The 23,346-nt window shown below is 67.1% G+C and carries 18 protein-coding genes; 8 read left to right on the top strand and 10 right to left on the bottom strand.

All coding sequences use genetic code 11. The features are described 5' to 3' along the window. The first annotated feature begins 34 nt into the window (after positions 1 to 34). Positions 35 to 880, top strand: a complete 846-nt coding sequence (locus AC5P6A_RS07380) for a phytanoyl-CoA dioxygenase family protein (protein WP_332329006.1) — start codon at positions 35 to 37, stop codon at positions 878 to 880. Between the two features lie 72 nt (positions 881 to 952). On the opposite strand, the gene AC5P6A_RS07375 is transcribed toward AC5P6A_RS07380, so the two are convergent. The 3 genes from AC5P6A_RS07375 to AC5P6A_RS07365 are packed head-to-tail and all read right to left on the bottom strand — an operon-like array spanning position 953 to position 8,705. Continuing rightward, positions 953 to 4,039: an efflux RND transporter permease subunit gene (locus tag AC5P6A_RS07375; RefSeq protein ID WP_134730487.1), complete on the bottom strand. Its 3,087-nt coding sequence runs from the start codon at positions 4,037 to 4,039 to the stop codon at positions 953 to 955. Continuing rightward, entirely contained in the window at positions 4,036 to 7,557 is a 3,522-nt protein-coding gene (locus tag AC5P6A_RS07370) for an efflux RND transporter permease subunit (protein ID WP_429001262.1), read from the bottom strand. The genes AC5P6A_RS07375 and AC5P6A_RS07370 overlap by 4 nt, the downstream gene beginning before the upstream one ends. Next, on the bottom strand, positions 7,554 to 8,705 hold the full coding sequence (locus AC5P6A_RS07365; RefSeq protein WP_019661291.1) for an efflux RND transporter periplasmic adaptor subunit: 1,152 nt from the start codon (positions 8,703 to 8,705) through the stop codon (positions 7,554 to 7,556). The genes AC5P6A_RS07370 and AC5P6A_RS07365 overlap by 4 nt, the downstream gene beginning before the upstream one ends. A gap of 205 nt (positions 8,706 to 8,910) precedes the next feature. On the opposite strand from AC5P6A_RS07365, the gene AC5P6A_RS07360 reads away from it, so the two are divergent. Continuing rightward, the gene (locus AC5P6A_RS07360) at positions 8,911 to 9,300 is read left to right on the top strand and encodes a c-type cytochrome (protein ID WP_134735397.1); all 390 of its coding nucleotides are present in this window, start codon (positions 8,911 to 8,913) and stop codon (positions 9,298 to 9,300) included. Positions 9,301 to 9,309: 9 nt separating this feature from the next. Next, positions 9,310 to 9,771, top strand: coding sequence for a c-type cytochrome (locus tag AC5P6A_RS07355; protein ID WP_005416218.1), 462 nt, complete (start codon positions 9,310 to 9,312; stop codon positions 9,769 to 9,771). 154 nt (positions 9,772 to 9,925) lie between these two features. Here the strand turns inward: AC5P6A_RS07355 and AC5P6A_RS07350 are convergent, their stop codons facing one another. Together AC5P6A_RS07350 and AC5P6A_RS07345 are read right to left on the bottom strand one after the other, a co-directional pair. Then, positions 9,926 to 11,809: an ATP-binding cassette domain-containing protein gene (locus tag AC5P6A_RS07350; RefSeq protein WP_019661288.1), complete on the bottom strand. Its 1,884-nt coding sequence runs from the start codon at positions 11,807 to 11,809 to the stop codon at positions 9,926 to 9,928. Between the two features lie 408 nt (positions 11,810 to 12,217). Next, positions 12,218 to 13,093 (bottom strand): LysR family transcriptional regulator, encoded by an 876-nt coding sequence (locus AC5P6A_RS07345; protein ID WP_180877339.1) that lies wholly within the window; start codon positions 13,091 to 13,093, stop codon positions 12,218 to 12,220. A gap of 102 nt (positions 13,094 to 13,195) precedes the next feature. Between AC5P6A_RS07345 and AC5P6A_RS07340 the strand changes: the two genes are divergently transcribed. Next, positions 13,196 to 14,275: a YeiH family protein gene (locus AC5P6A_RS07340; protein ID WP_346714728.1), complete on the top strand. Its 1,080-nt coding sequence runs from the start codon at positions 13,196 to 13,198 to the stop codon at positions 14,273 to 14,275. Between the two features lie 108 nt (positions 14,276 to 14,383). After that, positions 14,384 to 15,760, top strand: coding sequence for an ATP-dependent RNA helicase DbpA (gene dbpA / locus AC5P6A_RS07335; RefSeq protein WP_134730497.1), 1,377 nt, complete (start codon positions 14,384 to 14,386; stop codon positions 15,758 to 15,760). A 78-nt stretch (positions 15,761 to 15,838) separates the two neighbouring features. Here the strand turns inward: dbpA and AC5P6A_RS07330 are convergent, their stop codons facing one another. From AC5P6A_RS07330 to AC5P6A_RS07315, 4 genes are all read right to left on the bottom strand, one after another. Then, positions 15,839 to 16,375, bottom strand: coding sequence for an adenine phosphoribosyltransferase (locus AC5P6A_RS07330; RefSeq protein WP_019338396.1), 537 nt, complete (start codon positions 16,373 to 16,375; stop codon positions 15,839 to 15,841). Between the two features lie 714 nt (positions 16,376 to 17,089). After that, positions 17,090 to 18,655, bottom strand: a complete 1,566-nt coding sequence (locus AC5P6A_RS07325) for a protein adenylyltransferase SelO (RefSeq protein ID WP_346714727.1) — start codon at positions 18,653 to 18,655, stop codon at positions 17,090 to 17,092. Between the two features lie 32 nt (positions 18,656 to 18,687). Beyond that, positions 18,688 to 19,377 carry a glutathione S-transferase family protein gene (locus AC5P6A_RS07320; RefSeq protein WP_111099177.1) on the bottom strand — a complete coding sequence of 230 codons (690 nt, stop codon included), beginning with the start codon at positions 19,375 to 19,377 and terminating at the stop codon, positions 18,688 to 18,690. Between the two features lie 187 nt (positions 19,378 to 19,564). Continuing rightward, complete coding sequence (locus tag AC5P6A_RS07315) at positions 19,565 to 19,774, bottom strand: cold-shock protein (protein ID WP_004153307.1); 210 nt, start codon at positions 19,772 to 19,774, stop codon at positions 19,565 to 19,567. A gap of 301 nt (positions 19,775 to 20,075) precedes the next feature. Between AC5P6A_RS07315 and AC5P6A_RS07310 the strand changes: the two genes are divergently transcribed. After that, entirely contained in the window at positions 20,076 to 20,564 is a 489-nt protein-coding gene (locus tag AC5P6A_RS07310; protein WP_021204710.1) for a YaiI/YqxD family protein, read from the top strand. Between the two features lie 6 nt (positions 20,565 to 20,570). Here AC5P6A_RS07310 and AC5P6A_RS07305 read toward each other — a convergent pair whose 3' ends face one another. Further along, positions 20,571 to 21,449 (bottom strand): pseudouridine synthase, encoded by an 879-nt coding sequence (locus AC5P6A_RS07305; RefSeq protein ID WP_021204711.1) that lies wholly within the window; start codon positions 21,447 to 21,449, stop codon positions 20,571 to 20,573. Between the two features lie 125 nt (positions 21,450 to 21,574). Here AC5P6A_RS07305 and AC5P6A_RS07300 point away from each other — a divergent pair, with 125 nt between their 5' ends. Both AC5P6A_RS07300 and AC5P6A_RS07295 read left to right on the top strand, forming a co-directional pair. Next, positions 21,575 to 22,123, top strand: a complete 549-nt coding sequence (locus tag AC5P6A_RS07300; protein WP_164145478.1) for a YaeQ family protein — start codon at positions 21,575 to 21,577, stop codon at positions 22,121 to 22,123. After that, on the top strand, positions 22,120 to 23,304 hold the full coding sequence (locus tag AC5P6A_RS07295) for a BaiN/RdsA family NAD(P)/FAD-dependent oxidoreductase (protein ID WP_155029383.1): 1,185 nt from the start codon (positions 22,120 to 22,122) through the stop codon (positions 23,302 to 23,304). The genes AC5P6A_RS07300 and AC5P6A_RS07295 overlap by 4 nt, the downstream gene beginning before the upstream one ends. The last annotated feature ends 42 nt before the right edge of the window (positions 23,305 to 23,346 follow it).

Raw genomic sequence — 23,346 nt, 5'->3', positions numbered from 1 at the left:
AGCTATACTCCGCATTTAAGGAAGGAACAGTCCAATGGATGCATACGATGCGCTGATGCGCGATGGCTTCGTGGTGGTGCGACAGGCCATCGCACCCGCACTGGTCAGGGACATCAACGAGCGCATCTCGCGCTTCAAACAGCGCAATCCAAAGGCGGTCTCGCGCAACCTGGACGACCACCAGCGCATGTATCGGGTGGTAAACCTGCACCTGGCGGTGGATGCGATGACCCGCCTGCTCACTGACAACCCGGCCATCGACGTCTGCGATCGCTTCCTCGGCGAACCGACCACGCTCTACACCAGCCTCTACTACGAGCGCGGATCGGAGCAGTCATTGCATCGCGATACGCCAGTGTTCTGCACGTCCCCGGGCGAGCGCTACATGGGGGTATGGACCGCGCTGGATGCGGTTGACGAAAGCAATGGCCCCCTGCGCGTGGTTCCGGGCAGCCACCTGTTGCCGCCCATCGATGTGCAGGCACTGCGACGCGAAGTCTTCGGCGACGGCCCGATCAGCGCCATGTCGCCGGAGGGCTGGGCCACCTATCAGGATGCGGTGGCGCGCCAGTGCGAAGACGCTGGCCTGAAGCCGCAGTCGGTGCACGTGCAGCCAGGCGATGTGATCGTCTGGCACCCGCAGCTGTTCCATGGCGGCGCCCCGCATCCCTCTGCCGGAACCCGCCGCAGCGTGGTCATGCACGTGACCCCGAAGTCGATGCCCGTGGGTCACATGGATGTTTTCTACGGGCAAACCCCTCCGCTGGCCAAAGCGCCCTGGCGCTATTACAGGCGTGGTCAGCGTGAGATCGCGCGATTCGGGCAGGTGGATTTCGGTCACGAGTACACGCGCCGGACCTGGTTCCTGCGCAAAGCCTGACTCAAGCCAAAAAAAGGGGGAGGCCGCCCCACTACGACCGGCCTCCCCCACACCACAACACGTTGTCGCGCATTACAGCCGGGCAGCGCCCGGCTCTACCCTCTCCACACCTCGCGCGCGGCGGATCAGCCGCGTCACCGCACTGCGCAGGTCATCCAGCACTGCATAGATGGTCGGCAGGAACAGGAGGCTGACCACGGTGGAGAACGCAAGCCCGCCGGCAATCGCGCGCGCCATCGGCGCGTACTCCGGACCATTGCCGAACATCTGCGTGTTGGTCAGCGAGATCGGCACCATCGCCAGGATCGCCGTGCCCATCGTCATCATGATCGGGCGCAATCGCTCGCGTGAGCCCTCAACCAGCGCCTGCGTGCGTCCCATGCCGCCGCGCCGCAGGTTGTTGATGTGCTCGATCATCACGATGCCGTTGTTCACCACCACGCCCATCAGCACCAGGATGCCGATGAAGGACATGATCCCGAACGAGGTACCGGTGATCCAGAACAGCCAGAACACACCGAAGATCGAGAACAGCACGCCACTCATGATCGCCGCCGGGAAAAGCAGCGACTCGAACACCGCCGCCATCACCACGTAGATCATCACCAGCGCGATCAGCAGGTTGAACACCATCTGCTGCATCGCTTCGTCGTCGTTGCCGTAGTCGCCGCCATCGAAGGTGAAGCCATAGCCGGCCGGGAAGTTCATCGGCTTGAGCACCGATTCCATCGCCTTGCGGCCATCCGGTGCGGTGACCTTCTCGGCCAGGTTGGCCTTGATGGTCAGCGTGGTCTGGCGGTTGGTGCGACCGATCTGGGTCGCCGATGAACCGACGTCAACGGTGACCAGGCTCAGCAGTGGCACGCTGCGACCGTCGCCGGTGCGCACGCTGAAGCCGGCCAGGTCTTCCGGGCTGCTCTGCTCGGCGCCAGCGAAGCGCACCCACACCGGTACTTCATTGTCGCCGCGGCGGAACTCGCGCATCGGCGCACCGCGCAGGGCCAGGCCGACGAAGCTGGCGACCTGCTCGGCATTGAAGCCGAATGCGGCGGCGCGCTCGCGGTCGACGCGCACCTTCAGCTCGCCGCCCTTCTCGCCGTTGTCGATGCGCACGTCGCGCAGCTCGGCACGCTGGGCCAGCAGCGGCACCACTTCCTGGCCGATCTCCTGCAGCATCGAACTGGAGTCGCCCACCAGCTGCACCTGCACGCCCTGGTTGCCGCCACCGCCGCCATCACCGCCCTGGTTGCCGACGAAGTAGTCGGTGCGGGCCGACTTCGGCAGGCCCTTGCGCAGCTCTTCCTGCAGCGCCTTGATGTCCTTGGCGTACTTCTCGTCCAGGGTGACCACGGTCGAGCTGCCTTCCTGCTCGCTGTACCAGGAGTACACCTGCTTGACGTGCAGGCGCTCGCGGTTGGCGTCGATCCAGTTCTCCACGCGCGCCACCTCCTCGGACATCTGCCGATAGGTATAGGCGCCCTTCCACATGTAGCCGATGAAGATGTCCTTGCCGCCATCACCGCCGAACATGTCGACCTTGGTCAGCTTCATCGGCACCAGGCTGACCAGCACCACCAGCACGATGCCGAGCAGGCTCCAGCCGCGATGGTGCAGCGACCAGTCCAGCAGCCTGGCGTAGCGGCGCTGCAGCCGCGCGATCAGGCCGGTCTGCGAGTGCACCAGCTTGGGCGTGGCCATGCGCGCGGACAGCATCGGGATCAGGCTGACCGCGACCAGCCACGAGGCCAGCAGCGAGACCGAGATGGTGATCGCGATCTGCGCCATGAAGATGCTGATGTTGTTGGTCTCGCCGAACAGGTTCGGCACGAACACGATGCAGTGGCACAAGGTGCCAGCGCTGAGCGCGATGGCCACGTTGCGGGTGCCGATGATCGAGGCCAGGCGCGGCTGTCCCGGCATGCGCTCGCGCTCCTGGTAGATGCTCTCCACCACCACCACGGCGTTGTCGACCAGCATGCCCACCGCCAACAGCAGGCCCATCATGGTCAGGATGTTCAGCGTCACCCCGACGAAGTACATGAAACCCAGGGTGATGGTGAAGCAGATCGGAATGGCCAGGGTCACCATCAGCGTGGACGGCCAATGGCGCAGGAAGAAGAACAGCACCGTGATCGACAGGATCAGGCCGACCGCACCGGCCTCGGCCAGTTCCAGCAGCGAGGAGGTCACCGCCCTGCCCTGGTTGTCGATCACCTTGATCTGCACGTCGCGCATCGATGCTTCGGCACGGATCGACTCGACTTCAGCCAGCGCCGCGCGCGACACCTCCACCAGGTTGGCGCTGCGCTCCTTGAAGATGTCCAGGCCGACGGCCGGGTTGCCGTCCAGGCGGCGCCCGTAGTTCATCCGCGCTGGCTTCAGGCGCACGTCGGCGATGTCGCCCAGACGCAGGCCCTTGGCGTTGATCACCAGGTCGCGCATTTCCTGCAGGTCGGTGATCTCGCCCACCGGCTGCACGCGCACGCGCTGGCCGTTGTCGTCGATCTGGCCGGCCGAGATCGAGAAGTTCAGCGTGCGCAGGCGCTCGCTCAGCTCGTTGATGCTCAACCCATGCGCGTTGAGCCGGTTCGGATCGATGGCGATCTCCACCTCGTTCGGCGGCGCGCCGGTGATGTCGACGCGGGCCACGCCGGGGATGCGCTCGATGCGCCGCTTGAATTCGCGGTCGAGCATGTCGTAAGCGGTGGTCAGGTCGGTGGTGCTGGCCAGGCGCACCTTCAGCACCGGCTGGTCGCTGCTGGACCACTTGAACACGTTGTAGCGCTGCAGGTCATCGGGCAGGTCGCTGCGGATCGCATCGATGCGCTCGCGTGCATCGGACGCGGCGATGGCAATGTCCCGGTCCCAGTCGCTGAACTCGATGAAGATCAGCGCCGCCTCGGAGGTCGCCGACGAGCGCATCCGCTTGATGCCGGTCATCGTCGCCAGCGATTCCTCCACCGGGCGGATGATGGTCCGCTCCACTTCCTCCGGGGTTGAACCGGTGTACGGGATCTGCACGAACAGGAACGGCGCGGAGATGTCCGGCAGCGCTTCCAACGGCAGCCGGAACGAGGCGATCAGGCCGATCACCACCAGTGACACGAAACACATGATGGTGGTGACCGGACGGCGGATGGAGAACTCGGCAACACTCATGCCGGCTCCTCCACACCCGCCGCGCTGCCTGCTGCACCCGGCTCGATCTCGCCGGCGTGCTTGCGGCCACGCTCGCGGTAGTAGGCATCACCGCGGCGATCCATCAGGTCGTACACCACCGGGATCACCAGCAGGGTGAGCAGGGTCGACACCAGCAGGCCACCGATCACGGTGATGGCCATCGGCGCACGCACTTCAGCGCCCTCGCCCATCGCCACCGCCAGCGGCAGGAAGCCGAACAGCGTGCACAGCGTGGTCATGATGATCGGCCGCAGGCGCGAGCGTGCCCCTTCCACCAGGGCCTCGTGCTTGGCCACGCCGGCCTCGCGCAGCTGGTTGACCTTGTCGATCAGGATGATCGCGTTCTTGGTGACCAGCCCGACCAGCAGGATCAGGCCGATGAACACCACCACCGAGATGGGCTTGCCGGTCAGTGCCAGCGCCAGGATGGCACCGACCAGCGCCAGCGGAATGGTGAACAGGATCACGAACGGGTGCAGGAGCGATTCAAACTGCGAGGCCATCACCAGGTAGACCAGGAAGATGGCCAGGCCGAAGGCGAAGATCAGCGACTTCGCCGCCTGCGCCAGCTCCTCACCCTGGCCACCGATGTGCAGGCCGACACCCGCGCCCAGCGGCTGCTCGGCCACCATCTGCTGCACTTCGCGCATGGCCGCGCCCAGATCGATATCGCGCAGGTTGGCTGACACGACGGCCACCCGGGTCTGGTCAGCGCGATGGATCTCGCTGGGACCAGTGGTGGCGACCACGTCGGCCACCGCGTCCAGCGTGACCGGGCGGGCGCTGCCCGGATTGACGATCAGCCGACGGATGCTCTCCACGCTGGCACGGTCGCCCTCCTGGGCACGCACCAGCACGTCGATCTTGCGGTCACGGAAGCTGTAGCGGGTCGCCACGTCGCCGCGCACCTTCTTCACCACCACGTCGGCGATCTGGCGGGTGGTCAGGCCCAGCGCACCGGCACGTTCCTGGTCGAAGCGGATCTGGATTTCCGGGAAGCCCTCTTCAACCGTGGACTTCACGTCGGCGTAGTGCGCGTTGCCGCGCAGCATTGCCGCCAGGCGCTGGCCGGCCACTTCCAGCGTCGCCATGTCCTGCCCACGCAGCTCGATTTCCAGCGGCGTGGAGAAGCTGAACAACGCCGGGCGCGCGAAGTCGACCTGTGCACCCGGATGCTGGCCCATGGTGTCACGCAGGCGCTCGGTGATCTCCGCCTCGGTACGCGCGTTGCCGCCGCCTTCCATCACCACGGTCAGCTTGCCGATGTTCTCGCCGCTCTCGGTCGGGCTGGCATCCAGGCGGGTGCCGCTGCCGCTGACGCCATACAGCGAGGCCACGCCCTCGCCGTTGCCGTGGGCCAACTGCAGCTCGCGCACCAGCGCATCGGTCTGCTTCAGCGGCGTGCCGGCCGGCAGCTTCACCGTCATTTCGAAACGGTCCTGCGCCAGCTGCGGGATCAGGTCGGCACCAAGCATCGGCACCAGCGCCATGGTCGCCACGAAGATGATCGTGGCCACGCCCAGCACCTTGCCCGGATGGGCCAGCGCGCTCGGCAGCAGGCGCAGGTAGCCGCGCTCGGCACCGGCATAGGGCTTCATCGCCAGATCGCTGGCCTTGCGCATCACCGGGCCAACCACGGCCACCACCCCACGCCACGCCCGCACGACCAGCCAGGCCAGTGCATAGAAGCTCCAGCGCGCGGTCGCCACGGCACCACGGCGCCCCAGCGCCACCGGCTTCTGCCAACGGTTCTGCGGCTGCCACGGTTCGTTCGGTGCCTCTTCCGGGAACGCCAGCGGCGGCCGTCCCTTCAGCGAGCTCAGCATCGGGATCAGGGTCATCGACACCAGCAGCGAGATCGCAATGGCGATCGCCACGGTCATTGCCTGGTCGCGGAACAGCTGGCCGGCGATGCCATCGACGAACACCAGCGGCAGGAACACCGCGATGGTGGTCAGGGTCGAGGCGACCACGGCCATGCTCACTTCGCGGGTACCGACGATCGCCGCCTGCAGGATGCCCAGGCCGCGTTCGCGCGCCTTGGCAATGCTCTCCAGCACCACGATCGAGTCGTCCACCACCAGGCCGGTGGCCAGCGCCAGGCCGCCCAGCGACATCACGTTCAAGCTGAGGCCGAGCTGGCCCATGAAGAAGAACGTGGCGATGATCGAGACCGGCAACGACAGGCTGATCACGAAGGTGCTCCAGCCATCGCGCAGGAACAGGAAGATGATCAGGATCGCCAGCAGGCCACCGATCACCGCATCCTTCTTGACGTCGGCGATGGCGTGCTCGATGAAGCGCGACTGGTCCTCGATGGTGGTCATTTCGACATCGGACGGGAACGTGCCCTTGATCTGCTCCAGGCGCTTGCGCAGCGCTTCGGCGGTGGACACGGTATTGGCGTCGCCTTCCTTGTAGATCGCCAGTTCCACCGATTCCTTGCCGCCCAAGCGGATCACCGCTTCACGCTCCTTGTAGCCCTGGCGCACGGTGGCCACGTCCTTCAGGCGCACCGGCACGCCGTTGGCGACCACGCTGGAGCCACTACCGGACGATGCGCTCTGTGCCGCCGACGCCGCCGCGATGGCGGCCGCCGACCCGGTCGACGCGGCGATGTTGAACATCTGCTGCAACGCCGAGTCGGCCGCGCTGCCGTTCGAGCCCTGAGTGGTGACCAGCAGGTTGCGGATTTCCTCCAGGTCGGCGAACTGGTTGACGGTGCGCACCAGGAAGCGCTGCGAACCCTCCTCCAGGCGACCGCCGGAGATGTTGATGTTCTCGTCCTTCAGGCGCTTGATGACGGTGTCGATCGGCAGGTTCAGCTGCGCCAGCTTCTGCTGGTCGATGTAGACCTGGATCTCGTCTTCCAGGCCACCGCCGACCTTGACCGCTGCGACGCCGGTGACCGGCTCCAGCTTCTTCTTCAGGTCTTCATCGGCATAGCGGCGCAGGCCGGTCAGCTCGCGGATCGCATCGGCATCGGTGGCTGGCGCGTCCTTGCTCGACAGCACCAGACGCATGATCGGTTCGGTGGACGGATTGAAGCGCAGCAGCACCGGGGCCTTGGCCTCCAGTGGCAGGTTCAGCGCTTCCATCTTGTCGCGCACCTCCAGGCTGGCCTGGTCCATGTTGGTGCCCCAGGCGAACTCCAGCACCACATCGCTCTGGCCGGTGCGCGAGACCGACTTCAGCTTGCGCAGGTTCTTGACCACGCCCACCGCTTCTTCGACCGGCTGGGTGATCAGGGTTTCGATTTCGGTCGGCGCCGCACCGGTGTACTCGGTGCGCACGGTCAGCGTCGGGTAGCTCAGGTCGGGCAGCAGGTTGACCTTGAGGTTGCCCAGCGCGATCAGCCCGAACAGCAGCAGGGTGACCGTGCACATGGCGATGGTCACGCGGCGGCGGGTGGCGAATTCCACCAGGCCGCCGCGCATGCCGGCGGCGGCGCCGTCGCTCGCCGGCGAGGCACCGTGGTCGTGGCCCGGGGCGGTCATTGCTTGCTCCCGGCCTTGTCTGCCGGCTTGGCGGCCGCTGCGACCGTCTTCGCCTTTGCCTTCGGATCAGCGATCACCTGCACTGCGGTGCCATCGCGCAGCGCGACCTTGCCGGCGGTGACCACCTGATCACCGGCCGCCAGGCCATCACGGATCTCCACCCACGGGCCCTCGGCGTAACCCAGCTTGACCGGAACGCGTGCGACCTTGCCTTCGCGCACCCGGAACACCGCCGGCTCACCGTCGTCGAGCAGCGCCAGGCGCGGTACCACCAGCGCATCGGCACGCTGGTCGTAATCGATGCGGATGCGCCCGAACATGCCGGGCTGCAGCGCGTGCGCGGCGCCATCGAAGGCACTGACCACGCGAAACGTGCCGCTGCCCGAATCCACCACCGGCGCGATGCGGTCGACGGTGCCTGTGAAGCTCTGGCCCGGCAACGCGTCGGCGGCCAGGGTTACCGGCTGACCGGCGCGCAACGTGGCCAGCTCGCGCTCGGGCACGTTGAGGGTGGCTTCCAGGCGCGAGTTGTCGACGATGCGGAAGATCGGCGTGTTGATCTGGACGAAGTTGCCGGTCTTGATCGAGCGCGAGGCGATCACGCCGGAGATCGGCGCCACCACCGTGGTATAGGACAGTTCCAGCGTGGCCAGGCGGTACTGCGCGCGGACGTTCTCCAGGTCGAAACGCAGCTGGTCGACATCGGCCGCACTGACCATCTGCTGGCCGACCAGCTTCTGTGCACGCTGGTAGTTGTTCTCCAGCTTGCGCATCTGCGCTTCGCTCTGGGCTACGGCCAGGCGTGCGCGGTCCGGGTCCAGGCGCACCAGCGGCTGGCCGGCGGTGACCCGCTGGCCTTCCTCGACCAGCACCGCCAGCGCCACACCGGAGGTCTTGGCCACCACCTGCGACTCGGCGCGTGGTTCCAGCGCGGCGGTGCCTGTGTAACTGGCCGCGACCGCGCGATGGCTGGCCACGGCCACTTCGACCGGGACCGCATCGACCTTCTTCTCCTCCTTGGTGTCGGCGGCCTTGGCTTCGGAATTGGGCCCTGCGGCGCAACCGCCCAGCAGCAGGGAGGTGGAGATCAGCAGTGCGGCAGCGCAGATTCCGCTGCGACGGCCGGACGGGAAGGTTGGGTGCGACATCGTCAGGTCCCTGGAGGATGCGTGGACAGGTGTGGTAGCAAAGTAATGCACCACTTCACGGCAACACCATATCCCAAAGGTCATGGTGTCTTCACGCCGCTGGTCGGCCCGACCCCATTTCAGCTAGATGAAACCTGAGGCTATACTCGGGGCGTTCCGTACCCCACGCCGGAACGACCAGACCCGAATCCCCGGAAACGACACCATGCGCCCGCAGCCGCTCGCCGCTTGTCTCGCTCTGGCCGTCCTCCTGCCCCTTGGGGCCGCCGCACAGCCCGCTCCTGCTCCTGCCACACCCGCTCCGGCCCCGGCTCCTGCCGCCGCGCCGGCGCCTGCCGCGCCCACCGGCAACTTCGACAATGGCCGCGTGCTGGCCTACACCTGCCAGGGGTGCCACGGCATCACCGGCTACAAGAACGCCTACCCCAGCTACCGGGTGCCGAAGATCGGCGGCCAGACCCAGCAGTACCTGGCCCAGGCCCTGGCCGAGTACCGCCAGGGCAAGCGCCGGCATCCGACGATGCAGGCGCAGTCGATGAGCTTCAGCGAACAGGAGATCGCCGATCTCTCTGTTTACCTGTCCACCGTCAAGTAAGGCCCGCCCATGTCGAAAGCCGCGCATCCGATGCGTCACGCCATCGCCCTGTCCGTTGCCCTGCTGCTGGCGGCCTGTTCGCAGTCGCAGGTGGAAAACAGCGAGAAATCTGCCGCCGACCCGGGCCACGCCAGCGGCGAACACGGCTCTTCGTCTTCGGCCGGCCTGCCCGCAGGCCGCGAGGCCGCCGGTGAAGCCCGCGCCAAGGTGAAGGGCAAGGCCACCAACCAGAGCTGCATCGACTGCCACGGGGCCGACGGCAATGCGCCGATCGATCCGACCTACCCGAAGCTGGGTGGGCAGTACGGTGACTACCTGGCGCACGCGCTGCAGGCCTACCGCGCCGGTGACCGCCAGCATGCGCTGATGACGCCGCAGGCGAAGGACCTCAGCGATCAGGACATCGCCGATCTGGCGGCGTATTTCGGCAGCCGGCCGAGCCAGCTGCGGGATCTGCACGGGGTCAAATGACGGCCGGCCCCCCGGTCGGTGCGGACCGTCGGTTGGTAGGTGCGGACCGTTGGTCCGCACAGATTCCGGATATCCACGCATGGCGTGGATCTGCTGAGCCGAGCGTGGGCTCGGCTCTACATCAATCGGCGCGATCGCTGGCGCCGGTCAACGCTCAGCCTTCCAGCTCTTCCCAGCGCGCGTAAGCGGCATCCAGTTCGGCCTGCACCTTGGCCAGCTGCTGGGTGTGCGCCGTCACTTCAGCACTGCTGCGGGTGTAGAACGACGGGTCGTTCATCGCCGAGGTCAGGCCTTCGACATCGCCTTCCAGCTTCTCGATGGTCTTCGGCAGCTGCTCCAGTTCGCGCGCTTCCTTGTAGGCCAGCTTGCGCTTGGGTGCGGCCGGAGCTGCGGTAGCCGGGGTGGCCGGCGCAGCGGCCGCCGGCTTGGCCGCAGGGGCCGCGGCAGGCGCTGCGATGCTGGCCGCATAACGCTGCCAGTCGCTGTAACCGCCCACGTACTCGCCGATCACGCCGTCGCCTTCCATCACCAGCGTGGAGGTGACCACGTTGTCGATGAAGTCACGGTCGTGGCTGACCAGCAGCAGGGTGCCGGTGTATTCGCCCAGCAGCTCTTCCAGCAGCTCCAGGGTTTCCACGTCCAGGTCGTTGGTCGGTTCGTCCATCACCAGCAGGTTGGACGGCTGCGCGAACAGCTTGGCCAGCAGCAGGCGGTTGCGCTCGCCACCGGACAGGCGGGTAATCGGCGCACGCGCACGTTCCGGGGTGAACATGAAGTCCTGCAGGTAGGCATGCACGTGCTTGCGCTTGCCGTTGAACTCGAGGAAATCGCGGCCTTCGGCGACGTTCTCGATCGCGCTCCAGTCTTCGCGGAGCACCGCGCGGTACTGGTCGAAATAGGCGATCTGCAGGTTGGTGCCGGCGTTGACTTCGCCCTTGGCCGGCTGCAGTTCACCCAGCAGCAGCTTCAGCAGCGTGGTCTTGCCACTGCCGTTGGGGCCGATCAGGCCGATGCGGTCGCCGCGCAGAATGGTCGTGGTGAAATCGCGGACCATGGTGCGCTCGCCGAAGGCGAACGAAATGTCCTTGACGTCGATGACCTTCTTGCCGGAGCTGATGCCCTGCGCGGCTTCCATCTTGACGTTGCCGCTGAGATCACGGCGCTGCGAACGCTCCACGCGCATCGCCTTCAGGCGGCGCACGCGGCCTTCGTCGCGGGTGCGACGGGCCTTGATGCCCTGCCGGATCCAGACTTCTTCCTGCGCCAGCAGCTTGTCGAAGCGGGCGTTTTCCTGCGCCTGCGCGTTGAGGCGTTCCTCGCGGCGGCGCTCGTAGTTGGCCCAGTCGCCTGGCCAGCTGGTGACCTGGCCGCGGTCGATCTCGACGATGCGGGTGGCCAGGGCACGCAGGAATCGACGGTCATGGGTGACAAACACCACGCTGCCGCTCCAGCCCTTCAGGAACGCTTCGAGCCAGTCGATGGCCTCGATGTCCAGGTGGTTGGTCGGTTCGTCCAGCAGCAGCACATCGGGGCTTGACACCAGCGCGCGGGCGAGCAGCACGCGGCGCTTCATGCCGCCGGACAGGCGGCCGAACTCGGCCTCGCCATCCAGGTCGAGCTTGGTCAGGGTTTCGCTGACGCGCTGGTCCAGGCCCCAGCCGTTGGCGGCATCGATCTTGGCCTGCACGTTGCCGAGGGCTTCGCCATCGAAGACTTCGGCATGGCTGAGGTGGTGGAATTCGGCCAGCCACTGGCCCAGCTCGCCGAGGCCATCGGCGACGACGTCGAACACCGAGCCGGCGGCGCCGTGCGGCACTTCCTGCTCCAGGCGGGTGACGCGCACGCCCTGCTGCACGCGGACTTCGCCGTCATCGGGCTTGTGGTCGCCGGACAGCAACTTGAGCAGGGTGGATTTGCCGGCGCCGTTGCGGCCGATCAGGGCGATGCGTTCGCCCGGCTCGATCGACAGTTCGGCTTTTTCCAGCAACAACGGGCCGCCGACGCTGAAGTCGACGTTCTGCAGAGTAATCAGAGGCATGCGGATATTGTACGGGTTGGGGGCGTCGGCCGGGTTGCACCCGGCACCCGCGGTAGTGCCGGCCGCTGGCCAGCAACGTCAACGGCAACGTCAAAAGCTGGTTTCCTGTGGGATGGCGGGAGGGGTCGGGCTACGGGGGACGCCGTCAACCCGTCCTTGGGGGCTTGGCCGCGGCATCCATGCCGCGGACAACCCCGCAACCGAACCCATCCCGCCTTCGACAGATTTCTGCGATCTGTCGGAACGGCATTCTGCGCTGGTGGGTGTCGACCTTGGTCGACACGGCAGATCCAGGCCACGCGTGGATGAGCGCTGCAAGGCCTGTCGATCTGTCGGGGTCGGATCCCGTTGCTGCGCAACGGGCTCTGACCCCTTCGTGGAATTCGCGCAGTGCAAGACCGATCCCTGCTACTCCACGTCCCCCAGCAACGCCTGCAACCCCGGCAGCCACTGCTTGCCGGGATGCCGTACCAACCACAGGGTGCGCTGCAGGGGCGGCAGCGGGGTCTCCAGCACGCGCAGCCGGCCCAGGGCCAGCGGCTCTTCCAGCGCGTGGCGGGAAAGGCAGGCCAGGCCGAGGCCGGCGATGGCGGCCTGCTTGATCGCCTCGGTATTGCCCAGCTGCAGGGTCTGGGCGAAGCCGCGCAGGTGCGGCAACAACGCCTGCTCCACCGCTTCGCGGGTACCCGAGCCGGGCTCGCGCAACAGCCAGCGTGCACGGCGCAGTTCGTCCAGCGACCAGCGTGCGGGGGCGTCGGCGGCGGCGACGATCACCAGCGGGTCCTGCTGCCAGGCCGTGACCTGCAGGCCACGCTCGTGGCACGGGCCTTCGATCAAGCCGGCGTCGACGTCCAGGCGCTGCACGGCGGCGACCACGCCAGCACTGTTGTCGATGCGCAGATCCACCTCGGCCTGCGGCGCCTGTCGCAGCAGCTCGGCGATGCGCGGCGGCAACAGGTAGTTGCCGATGGTGGTACTGGCGGCCAGCACCAGCCGCAGCGGCGCGCCCTGCCCCGGATCGCCGCCGGCGGCCAGCTGCCGCTCCAGGTCGGCGGCGTTGACCAGCAGCGTGCGGGCCGGCTCCAGCAGCGCGCGGCCGTGGCCGTTCAGGGCCAAGCGGCGGCCGATGCGGTCGAACAACGGGGTACCGAAGTGTGCCTCCAGTTCCTGCAACGCAGCACTGCTGGCCGACTGCGATAGCGCGATGGCTTGGCCAGCGGCGGTGGTGCTGCCGTGATCGGCGATGGCGACGAAGACCTGAAGCTGGCGCAAGGTCAGGCGCATGTCATTTACCCGCTTAATAGGTAGATTTCACCCATATTATTCGTTTTACAGGTCAGCCATGCAGGCGCACGCTTGCCTGGCCATTCCAGACCTGCCGTTGCCATGAACGCCCGCGCTCTCTCCCCCTGGTCCCTGCCCGCTCTGCGCCAACGCTGGCAGCCACGCCTGCCCGGCCTCTTGCTGGTGGGCCTGATCGCGGCGGCATCCCTGTACCTGGCCGAGCTTCCCTGGTTGCAGGCGCATGGTCTGAGTGCACTGACCGTCGCCATCGTCGCCGGCATCGTGGTCGGCAACACCTTCTACCCGCGGCTGGCGCCGAGCAGCGCGGCGGGCGTGGGCTTTTCCAAGCACTGGCTGCTGCGTGCCGGCATCGTGCTGTACGGCCTGCGCCTGACCTTCCAGGACATCGGCCACGTCGGCGTCAGCGGCGTGCTGATGGACGTACTGGTGGTCGCCAGCACCTTCGGCCTGGCCTGCTGGCTGGGCGTGCGCGTGTTCAAGATGGAACGCGAGGCAGCAATGCTGATCGGTGCCGGCAGCGCGATCTGCGGTGCGGCAGCGGTGATGGCCGCCGAACCGGTGGTGCGCGGCCGCGCGGCGCAGGTCACGGTCGCGGTCTCTACGGTGGTGGTGTTCGGCACGCTGGCGATGTTCCTGTACCCGGCGCTCTATGCACTGGCGCAGTCGCACGGCTGGCTGGCAATGGACGCACGGCAGTATGGCCTGTTCACCGGTGCGACGGTGCATGAAGTGGCGCAGGTGGTAGCCGCCGGCCGCGCGGTCAGCGAAGCCGCCGCCGATACCGCGGTGATCACCAAGATGGTGCGGGTGATGCTGCTGGCGCCGTTTCTGGTCGTGTTGTCGTTGTGGCTGGCGCGTGGCGGCAAGGCCAGCGCCGGCGGCAGCAAGGCCCGCATCGTGGTGCCGTGGTTCGCGTTCGGTTTCGTGGCGGTGGCCGGTTTCAACTCGCTGCACCTGCTACCGGCCGGCCTGCAGGCCGGGCTGGTGCAGCTGGATACCGTGCTGCTGGCGATGGCGATGGCCGCACTGGGCCTGACCACCCACGTCTCGGCGCTGCGCCAGGCGGGCCTGAAGCCGCTGCTGCTGGCGCTGATCCTGTTCGCCTGGCTGCTCTTCGGTGGCCTGGCGATCCACCAGGGCGTGCTGGCGGTGCTGGGCTGAGCAAGAGCGTGCCGACCGGCGGTCGGCACCCACCCGTAGATCCACGCCATGCGTGGATGACCCTACCCCATCAGGCGGGACCGGCCTCGCGGACGGGTACAATGCGCCATGACTGACTTCTCGACCCTGCCGCTGAGCCCGGCCCTGCAGCCCGGCCTGGATGCCCTCGGCTACACCACTCTTACCCCTGTGCAGGCGCAGAGCCTGCCGGCCATCCTCGATGGCCGCGATGTGATCGCACAGGCGCCGACCGGCAGCGGCAAGACCGCCGCCTTCGGCCTGGGCCTGCTGCAGGCCATCGACCCCAGCCTGATCCGCGTGCAGGCGCTGGTGCTGTGCCCGACCCGCGAACTGGCTGACCAGGTCGGCAAGCAGATCCGCAAGCTGGCTACCGGCATCCCCAACCTGAAGCTGTTGCTGCTGGTGGGCGGCGTGCCGCTGGGCCCGCAGCTGGCGTCGCTGGAAGGCCACGACCCGCACGTGGTGGTCGGCACGCCCGGCCGCGTGCAGGAGCTGGCGCGCAAGCGCGCGCTGAATCTTGGCGCGGTGCGCACGCTGGTGCTGGACGAAGCCGACCGCATGCTCGACATGGGCTTCGAGGAACCGATCCGCGAGATCGCCGGCCGTACCCACAAGGATCGACAGAGCCTGCTGTTCTCGGCCACCTTCCCCGACAGCATCCGTGCCATGGCACGCGACCTGCTGCGCGACGCGGTGGAAGTGACCGTCGAAGGCGCTGACCAGGCCCCGGCCATCCGCCATATGTTCTGCGAAGTGGAACCGGCGCACCGGCAGAAGGCGCTGGCCGGCCTGCTGCTGAAGTACACGCCGGAATCGGCGGTGGTGTTCTGCAACACCCGCAAGGACGTGGACGAAGTGGCGAACTCGCTGCAGCAGTTCGGCTTCTCGGCACTGGCCCTGCACGGCGACATGGAGCAGCGCGACCGCGAGGAAGTGCTGCTGCTGCTGGCCAACCGCAGCTGCAACGTGCTGGTCGCCAGCGACGTGGCCGCACGTGGCCTGGACGTGGAAGAGCTGGCCGCGGTGATCAACTACGAGCTGCCGACCGACGTGGAGAGCTACCAGCACCGCGTGGGCCGTACCGGCCGTGCCGGTGCCAGTGGCCTGGCGATCAGCCTGGTGGCCGGCCGCGAGAAGACCCGCGCCGAAGCGATCGAAGCACAGATGGGGCAACCGCTGGATTGGCAGAAGACGCCGCTGGCGACGGCGCGCCCGGCCGAGCTGCCGCAGGCCGCGATGCGTACGCTGCGCATCGATGGTGGCAAGACCGACAAGCTGCGCCCGGGTGACATCCTCGGCGCACTGACCGGCGACGCCGGCCTGTCAGCCAAGTTCATCGGCAAGATCGCGATCTTCCCGACCCGCTCCTACGTGGCGATCGCCCGTGAGCAGGCCAACAAGGCCGTGGCCAGGCTGGAAGCCGGCAAGATCAAGGGCCGTCGTTTCCGCGTGCGGATGATGTAAGGAACAGGGTGGTCGCCGGGCGTGGCCCGGCGCTACCGGCATGCCGTGTGTAGCGCCGGGCCACGCCCGGCGACACGCTCAGAACACCAGTTCGGTGTGCAGTGGCAGGTCCGCTTCCCAGCGTGCGCGGCCGCCGAGTCCGTCCAGTTCGACCAACACGCCGGCACCCACCACCTCGACACCCAGGCGGCGCACCAGCGACAAGGCAGCGACCAGCGTACCGCCGGTGGCCAGCACGTCATCGATGATTGCTACGCGGGCACCGGCCGGCAGCGCATCGGCGTGCACTTCGATGCAGTCGCTGCGGTATTCGAGCGTGTATTCCTCGCGCAGCACCTGGCCCGGCAGCTTGCCCGGCTTGCGCACCGGCACGAAGCCCACGCCCAGTTCCAGCGCCATGGCGGCACCGAGGATGAAACCACGCGATTCGATACCGATCACCGCGTCCAGCTTCTGGTCGCGCCAACGGTCGGCCATCGCGGTGATGGCACCGCGGAAGTCCTCGCCATGGGCGAGCAGCGGCATGATGTCCTTGAAGAGGATGCCGGGCTTGGGGAAGTCGGCGATGTCGCGCAGGCGGGAGGCCCACTGCGGAGCGACGAGGGCGTCGGTCATGTCACGTTGGCTATCTGATGGCGGCATAGGGTACCTGTTCCGGGCGCCGGCTGCCTGTTGGGGTGTTCGGCCGGGCTGCGCCCGGCACCTGCAGAGGCCACCGCGCAAGCAAAAGCGAAAACAAAAGCCGCATTCCGAGGGATGGCGGGGTGGGTCCGGTTGCGGGGGGCGCTGCAAGTACGTCCGTCTAGGCTTGGCAGCCGCTTGCTCGTGTGCGCTTTCCTGCGCACACGGCAAGACCGGGGTTGGGCGTCCTGCCCAACCCGCCCGAGGCATGCCTCGGGCCCATGCGGCTCACGCCCCCGCAACCGGACCCACCCCGCCTTCGACAGATTCCTGCGATCTGTCGTAGATCCACGCCATGCGTGGATGAACTTTCATCGAAATCGAATATTTCGAGAATTGAACGAAAAGCATCCACGCATGGCGTGGATCGACCGTGTCGACCAAGGTCGACACCTACCCACAGCAGCGGGAATCTGTCGGAGGTGGGGCGGTGTGGGGCTGCAGGACCGTTGGCGCCATGGATGGTGCCATCGAGCCCCCAAGGATGGGTTTACGGCGTGTCCTGCAGCCCCACACCGCCCCGCCAGACCATCGACAATCCAGAGCCGCTTTGGCTCTGGCTTTGGCTCTGGCTTTGGCTCTGGCTTTGGCTTTGGATTCGGCCCTTGCCTCTGCAGGTGCAGGGCGCAGCCCTGCCGAAACCCACCCTCAGGAACTGCAGGACAGCATCGAGCAGCCGGCGCGGTTGTCGGCCCACGCCGGGCGCTTGCCGGCAAAGTGCTCCAGCCCGGCGCGTTCGGTATACGGGTCACGCAGTACGTCCTGCAATGCGTGAACACCGCCCAGGTCGCCCTGCTCGGCGCGATCGATGGCCTCCTGGGCCAGCCAGTTGCGTAGCACGTACAGCGGATTGGCCGCGGCCATTTTCGCCGTGCGCTCGCTGGCCGACAGCGGATCCACGCGCAGTCGCGCCGCGTAGTCCTGCAACCACTGCTGCAGCGGTGCCTGCACCGACTGCTGGCGCGCCTCGTCGTAGTACACCGCGTCAAGCACGCCCACATCGGGCGACGTTGGATCAACGCGCATCAGCGCGCGCCAGGCCAGCGTCATGTCCATGCTGCCGTCCTGCATCAGCTGCTGCCAGCGCAGGTAGAGCTGCAGGTCCTCATCATCCGCCGCTGCCAGGCCGAGCTTGGCCGCTGCATCGCGACGGGTGCAGGCAACGAACGTGGACTGGTACGCCGCCAGTCCCGCTTGCAACGGTTCGACATCGGCAAACAATGGCGACAACGCCTGCGCCAGTCGGCTCAGGTTCCAGTACGCCACCTGCGGTTGGGTGCCGAAACGATAGCGCCGGCCTTGGGCATCGGTGGTGTTCGGCGTCCAGTCCGGATCGAAGTCCTCGACCCATCCATAGGGACCGTAATCCAGCGTCAGGCCTAGCACGGACAGGTTGTCGGTGTTCATCACGCCATGCACGAAGCCGACGCGCATCCAGTGCGCGATCATCTCGGCAGTGCGCACCGCGATCTGCGCGAACCAGTCACCGTACAGCGCCTCGCCCTGCCCTTCGAGCTCCGGAAAGTCGCGGGCGATGCACGCGTCGACCAGCTGCCGCAACAAGCCAGTTTCACCACGCGAGGCCGGCAGTTCGAATGAGCCGAAGCGCAGGAACGACGGCGATACACGGCACACGATGGCGCCGGGTTCGGCGCGGGGATGACCGTCGTAGAACATGTCACGCACCACGTCTTCGCCGGTGCCGACCAGCGACAACGCGCGCGTGGTCGGCACGCCCAGGTGATGCATCGCCTCGCTGCACAGGAATTCGCGGATCGACGAGCGCAGCACCGCGCGGCCATCGGCGCCCCGCGAATACGGGGTGGGGCCGGCACCCTTCAGCTGCAGCTCCCAATGACACCCATCGGGTGCGACCAGTTCGCCCAGTGAGATCGCGCGGCCATCACCCAGCTGCCCCGCCCAGTGGCCGAACTGATGCCCGCCATAATTGGCCGCCCACGGCTGCATGCCGGGGTACAGCGCATTGCCACCGAACACATCGGCGAAGCCATCGCTCTCCACTTCATCGGCATCGAAGCCGAGCATCGCGGCCACCTCCGGCGACCAGGCCAACAGCGTGGGCGCCGCCACGGGCGTCGGCATCACCGGCGACCAGGCGGCGCCCAGCACTTCACGCCTGCGCGGGCCGGACTCTGGGTCACCCGGCAGGGCATTCAGCAGGCGATTGTCGAAACGGGGGCTGTCGTTATCCATGGTGTAGAAGATGGGGGCGACGGCCGACGGCCTCAATTGCCGCTCAGCGCCTGCAGATGTCCACCGTGGGCCTCGGCGCGCTGGTAGGCCGGGCGCTCGCCAATGCGCTTGAGGAAGCCGCGCAGCGCCGGCTTGTCGTCGAGGCCACCGCCGCGCGCGGCCGCAGCCTGGATCGGAAAGCTCATCTGGATGTCGGCTGCGCTGAACCGATCACCCGCGAACCACGGGCTCTCGGCCAAGCGGCGCTCCATCCAGTCCAGGTGCAGGCGCCGCTGCGGACCAATGAAGCCGCGTTCGGCCTTGTCGGCGATGCTGCGCGCGATCGGGCGGGCGAAGAACGGCATCGGCGCGTTGCGGATGCGGCCCATCACCAGGGTCAACAGCAGCGGCGGCATCGCTGAGCCTTCGGCGTAGTGCAGCCAGTAACGGTAGGCGATGCGCTCGGCGCCATCGGCCGGTGTCGGGGACGGCGACAGCTGGCGTTGGGTGTCATAGCGATCCGCGAGGTAGTCGAGGATGGCGCCGGACTCGGCCAGTACCAACTCACCGTCCTGCAGCACGGGGGACTTGCCGAGCGGATGCACCCTGCGCAGCTCGGGCGGTGCCAGCAGCGTCTTCGGATCACGGGGATAACGGCGCAGTTCGTAGTCCAGCCCCAGCTCCTCCAGCATCCACAGCACGCGCAGGGAACGGGAGTTTTCCAGGTGATGGACAATGCGCATGGGGATGATCCTTGGGGAGGCCCACATCGTACCGCGCGCAGTGCATGCCCTTTGTAGAGTCGAGCCATGCTCGAGTGGCTTTGAGAGCAGTCGAGCGTGGCTCGACTCTACAAAAAAACAACGGGCAATAAAAAACGCCGGAAGCTCTCGCTTCCGGCGTTCTGGCTACCAAACGGCAGCAGACGGATTAGACCGCCTGCACCTGGTCAGCCTGCATACCCTTCTGACCCTGGACGGCGATGAAGGTAACCTTCTGGCCTTCCTGCAGGGTCTTGAAGCCGGTGCCCTGGATGGCACGGAAGTGCACGAACAGGTCCGGGCCGCTTTCCGGGGTGATGAAGCCGAAGCCCTTGGCGTCGTTGAACCACTTGACGGTGCCGGTCTGACGATCAGACATTTGACTAACTCCTGAAACACATGTTGAAAAAATCGCAGCCACCGGGTATCGGGGCCGAGACTGAGTTGCAGGCGTTGGTAAAGCGGATCGATGAGCGGATCGTGAGATCAACTGCACCAGGCCACGATTCACGGTGACCCTAGCAAACACAGTGGGGCCAACGATACGCGTGTTTTCTGCAAAAAGCGATAGCCGGGGCGTTCATGGGCTGGCCCCGCCCCCTAGACGTGGCAAGGGCTGGCAGCCGGTCGAGGCTAACCCTGAGCCCCCATTCAGGATTTTCCTACCCTACACTGGGTAAATGACTGAAGCTGAAACCCAAGCTGAACTGGCCCTCCCCCGTATCTGGGTGGACGCGGACGCCTGCCCCGCCGTCATTCGCGACATCCTGTTCCGGGCCGCTGAACGGGTCGGGATCGAACTGACCCTGGTTGCCAACCAGTGGATCCGCACCCCGCCGTCGCGCTGGTTGCGCTCGATCCAAGTCCCCCAAGGCCTGGACGTGGCCGACAGCGCCATCGTCGAACGGGTCGCCGCCGGAGACCTGGTCGTCACCCAGGACATCCCGCTGGCCGCGCTGGTGCTGGAGAAGAAGGCCGTGGCGCTGAACCCGCGCGGTCAGCTGTACACCCCGAACAACATGGCCGAGCGGCTGTCGATGCGCAATTTCATGGAAGAACTACGCGGCGCCGGGGTCCAGACCGGCGGCCCCCCACCACTGGGCCAGCGCGACCGGCAGCTGTTCGCCGCCGAGCTGGACCGCTGGCTGGCGCGGCGCCCGGCCCGCTGAACGGGCCTAGTCGCCCTGACCCGGCAGCACCAAGCGGTGCTGGCTGCGGAAGCGCCGTCGCTCCCCGCTCAACGGATCATTGAAGGCCAAGCCCTGCGCCAGCAGCTGCAGGGGCGGCTCGTCCGCCCCCTCCGGGCGCACTCTGAGCTGCGGATACAGGTCGTCGCCCACGATGGGCGCACCCAGCATCGCCATGTGCACCCGCAGCTGGTGCTTGCGGCCGGTTTCCGGCAGCAGCCGGTAGCGCCAGATCGCCCCCTCGGCTTCGACCAGTTCGACCCGGCTGCGCGCATTGGGCTCGCCCGGCACTTCAGCCATGCGGAAGAACGGCTCGTCTGGCGCCAGCCGGCTGTGCCGCAGCAGCGGGAACGCCAGCCCAGGCAGCGCCGGTGCCAGCGCCTCGTAGGTCTTTTCAATGCGGCGCTCGCGGAACAAGCGCTGATAGGCATCGCGTGTCGCCGGCTGGGTCGAAAACAACACCAGCCCCGCCGTGAGCCGGTCCAGGCGGTGCAGTGGTACCAGATCCGTGTTGCCGGTGCGGGCGACCAGGCGCGACAGCAGGGTTTCGCGCACATACCCACCGGCCGGCGTTACCGGCAGGAAGTGCGGCTTGTCGGCCACCAGCAGGTGCTCATCCAGATGCAGGAGGGTCTCGGCGAAGGGAATCACCGGCTCGTCGGCAACCTCGCGGAAGTACTGGATTTCCAGCCCCACCTGCCAGGGCATGTCCGGCGCCAGTGCCCTGCCCTGCGCATCCTGCACACGGCCTCGGGCGAAGCGGTCCTGCCATTGCGCGCGACCGATGCGCGGGAAACGCGCGCACAGGCCATCGAGCAGGCTGGGCCAGTGGCCGGGGGGCAGCTGCAGGTGGCTGGGCAGGGTCATGGCGTCCATTCCGGCCACGGGAAAGAGCGCCAAGAGTGCCACCGTTGACGCTGCGCAGACAGCCCGGCAACGGACACCCTTCGAGCAAACCTCTATCATTGACGTCTTTAGTCCACGGATCCCCCATGGCTCTTACCGCCACCATCCGCAAGGCCGAACTGCAGATCAGCGACATGGATCGCGGCTACTACGCGACCCACAACCTGACCCTGGCCCAGCACCCGTCCGAGACCGACGAACGATTGATGGTGCGCCTGCTCGCCTTCGCTCTCAATGCCAGCGATCGCCTGGAGTTCGGCCGCGGCCTGAGCACCGACGATGAGCCGGACCTGTGGGAACACGACTACACCGGCGACATCCTGCAGTGGATCGACCTGGGCCATCCGGACGAATCGCGCATCCGCAAGGCCAGCAACCGCAGCCGACAGGTGCAGGTGGTCAATTACGGCGGCAACGCCTCGGAAATCTGGTGGGGCAAGCAGGGCAAGGGCCTGGCGCGCTTCGACAACCTGTCGGTGGTTGACCTCGATGGTGCCTTCGTCGAACTGTGGGGCCAGCAGATCCAGCGCGCGATGCGCTGGAGCGTGCTGATCCAGGACGGTGAAGTGCAGCTGCTCAACGATCAGATGCAGCTCGACGTGATCCCGAACTGGCGCAAGCGCGCCAAGGCATGAGCACGATCCGCTGCGACGTGGTGGTCATCGGCGCCGGCGCGGCCGGGCTGATGACCGCGATCACGGCTGGCCAGCGCGGTCGCCAGGTGCAGGTGATCGACCATGCCAACAAGGTCGGCAAGAAGATCCTGATGTCCGGCGGCGGCCGCTGCAATTTCACCAACACCGGCACCACCCCGGCCAACTTCCTGTCGGCCAACCCGCACTTCTGCAAGTCGGCGCTGGCGCGCTACACGCCCTGGCACTTCATCGAGCTGGTCAGCAAGCACGGCATCGCCTATCACGAAAAGGAACTGGGCCAGCTGTTCTGCGACATTTCGTCCAAGCAGATCGTGAAGATGCTGGTGGACGAATGCCAGGCGGCCGGTGCCCAGATCCGCACCGAATGCAGCGTGCAGCGCATCGAGCACGGCAGCGATGGTTTCCGCGTGCACACCACCCATGGCCTGTTCCACTGCGCCTCGCTGGTGGTGGCCACCGGCGGCCTGTCGATTCCGAGCATGGGCGCCACCGGCTTCGGCTACGAGATTGCCCGCCAGTTCGGCCACGAGGTGTTGCCGACCCGCGCAGGACTGGTGCCGCTCACGCTCAGCGGCAAGCACCAGGAGCGGCTGGCCGATCTGAGTGGTGTCGCCCTGCCGATCGAGGCACGCTGCAACGGCAAGCGCTTCCAGAACTTCATGCTGCTGACCCACCGCGGCGTGAGCGGCCCGGCGATCCTGCAGATTTCGTCGTTCTGGCAGCCCGGCGATGCGCTGGAGCTGGACCTGTTGCCGGGCCAGGATGCGGGCGAGTGGCTGCGCCAGATGAAGCGCGAGCGGCCCGCCGCCGAGCTGCGCACCGTGCTGGGCGACGTGATGCCCAAGCGGCTGGCGCAGCGCCTGTGCGAGCACTGGCTGCCGGACCGCCCGGTGCGTCAGCTGGACGAGCCGGTACTGCGCCAGGCCGCGCAGCTGCTGGGCGCGTTCCCGCTGGTGGCCAGCGGCACCGAGGGCTATCGCACCGCCGAAGTCACCCTGGGCGGCGTGGATACCGCCGAGGTGTCGTCCTCGACGATGGAATCCAAGCGCGTACCCGGCCTGCATTTCGTCGGCGAGGTGCTGGATGTGACCGGCTGGCTGGGCGGCTACAACTTCCAGTGGGCCTGGGCCAGCGGCCACGCGGCCGGTGGCGTGGTGTGAACCACATCGCCGTTCGTTGCGCGCAAGGGGTGCGCGCATGGA

This window comes from Stenotrophomonas sp. YJH_SMC_20, assembly GCF_059367845.1.
The sequence above is the reverse complement of the archived record's forward strand: the minus strand, read 5'-3'. Positions and strand labels throughout refer to the sequence as shown.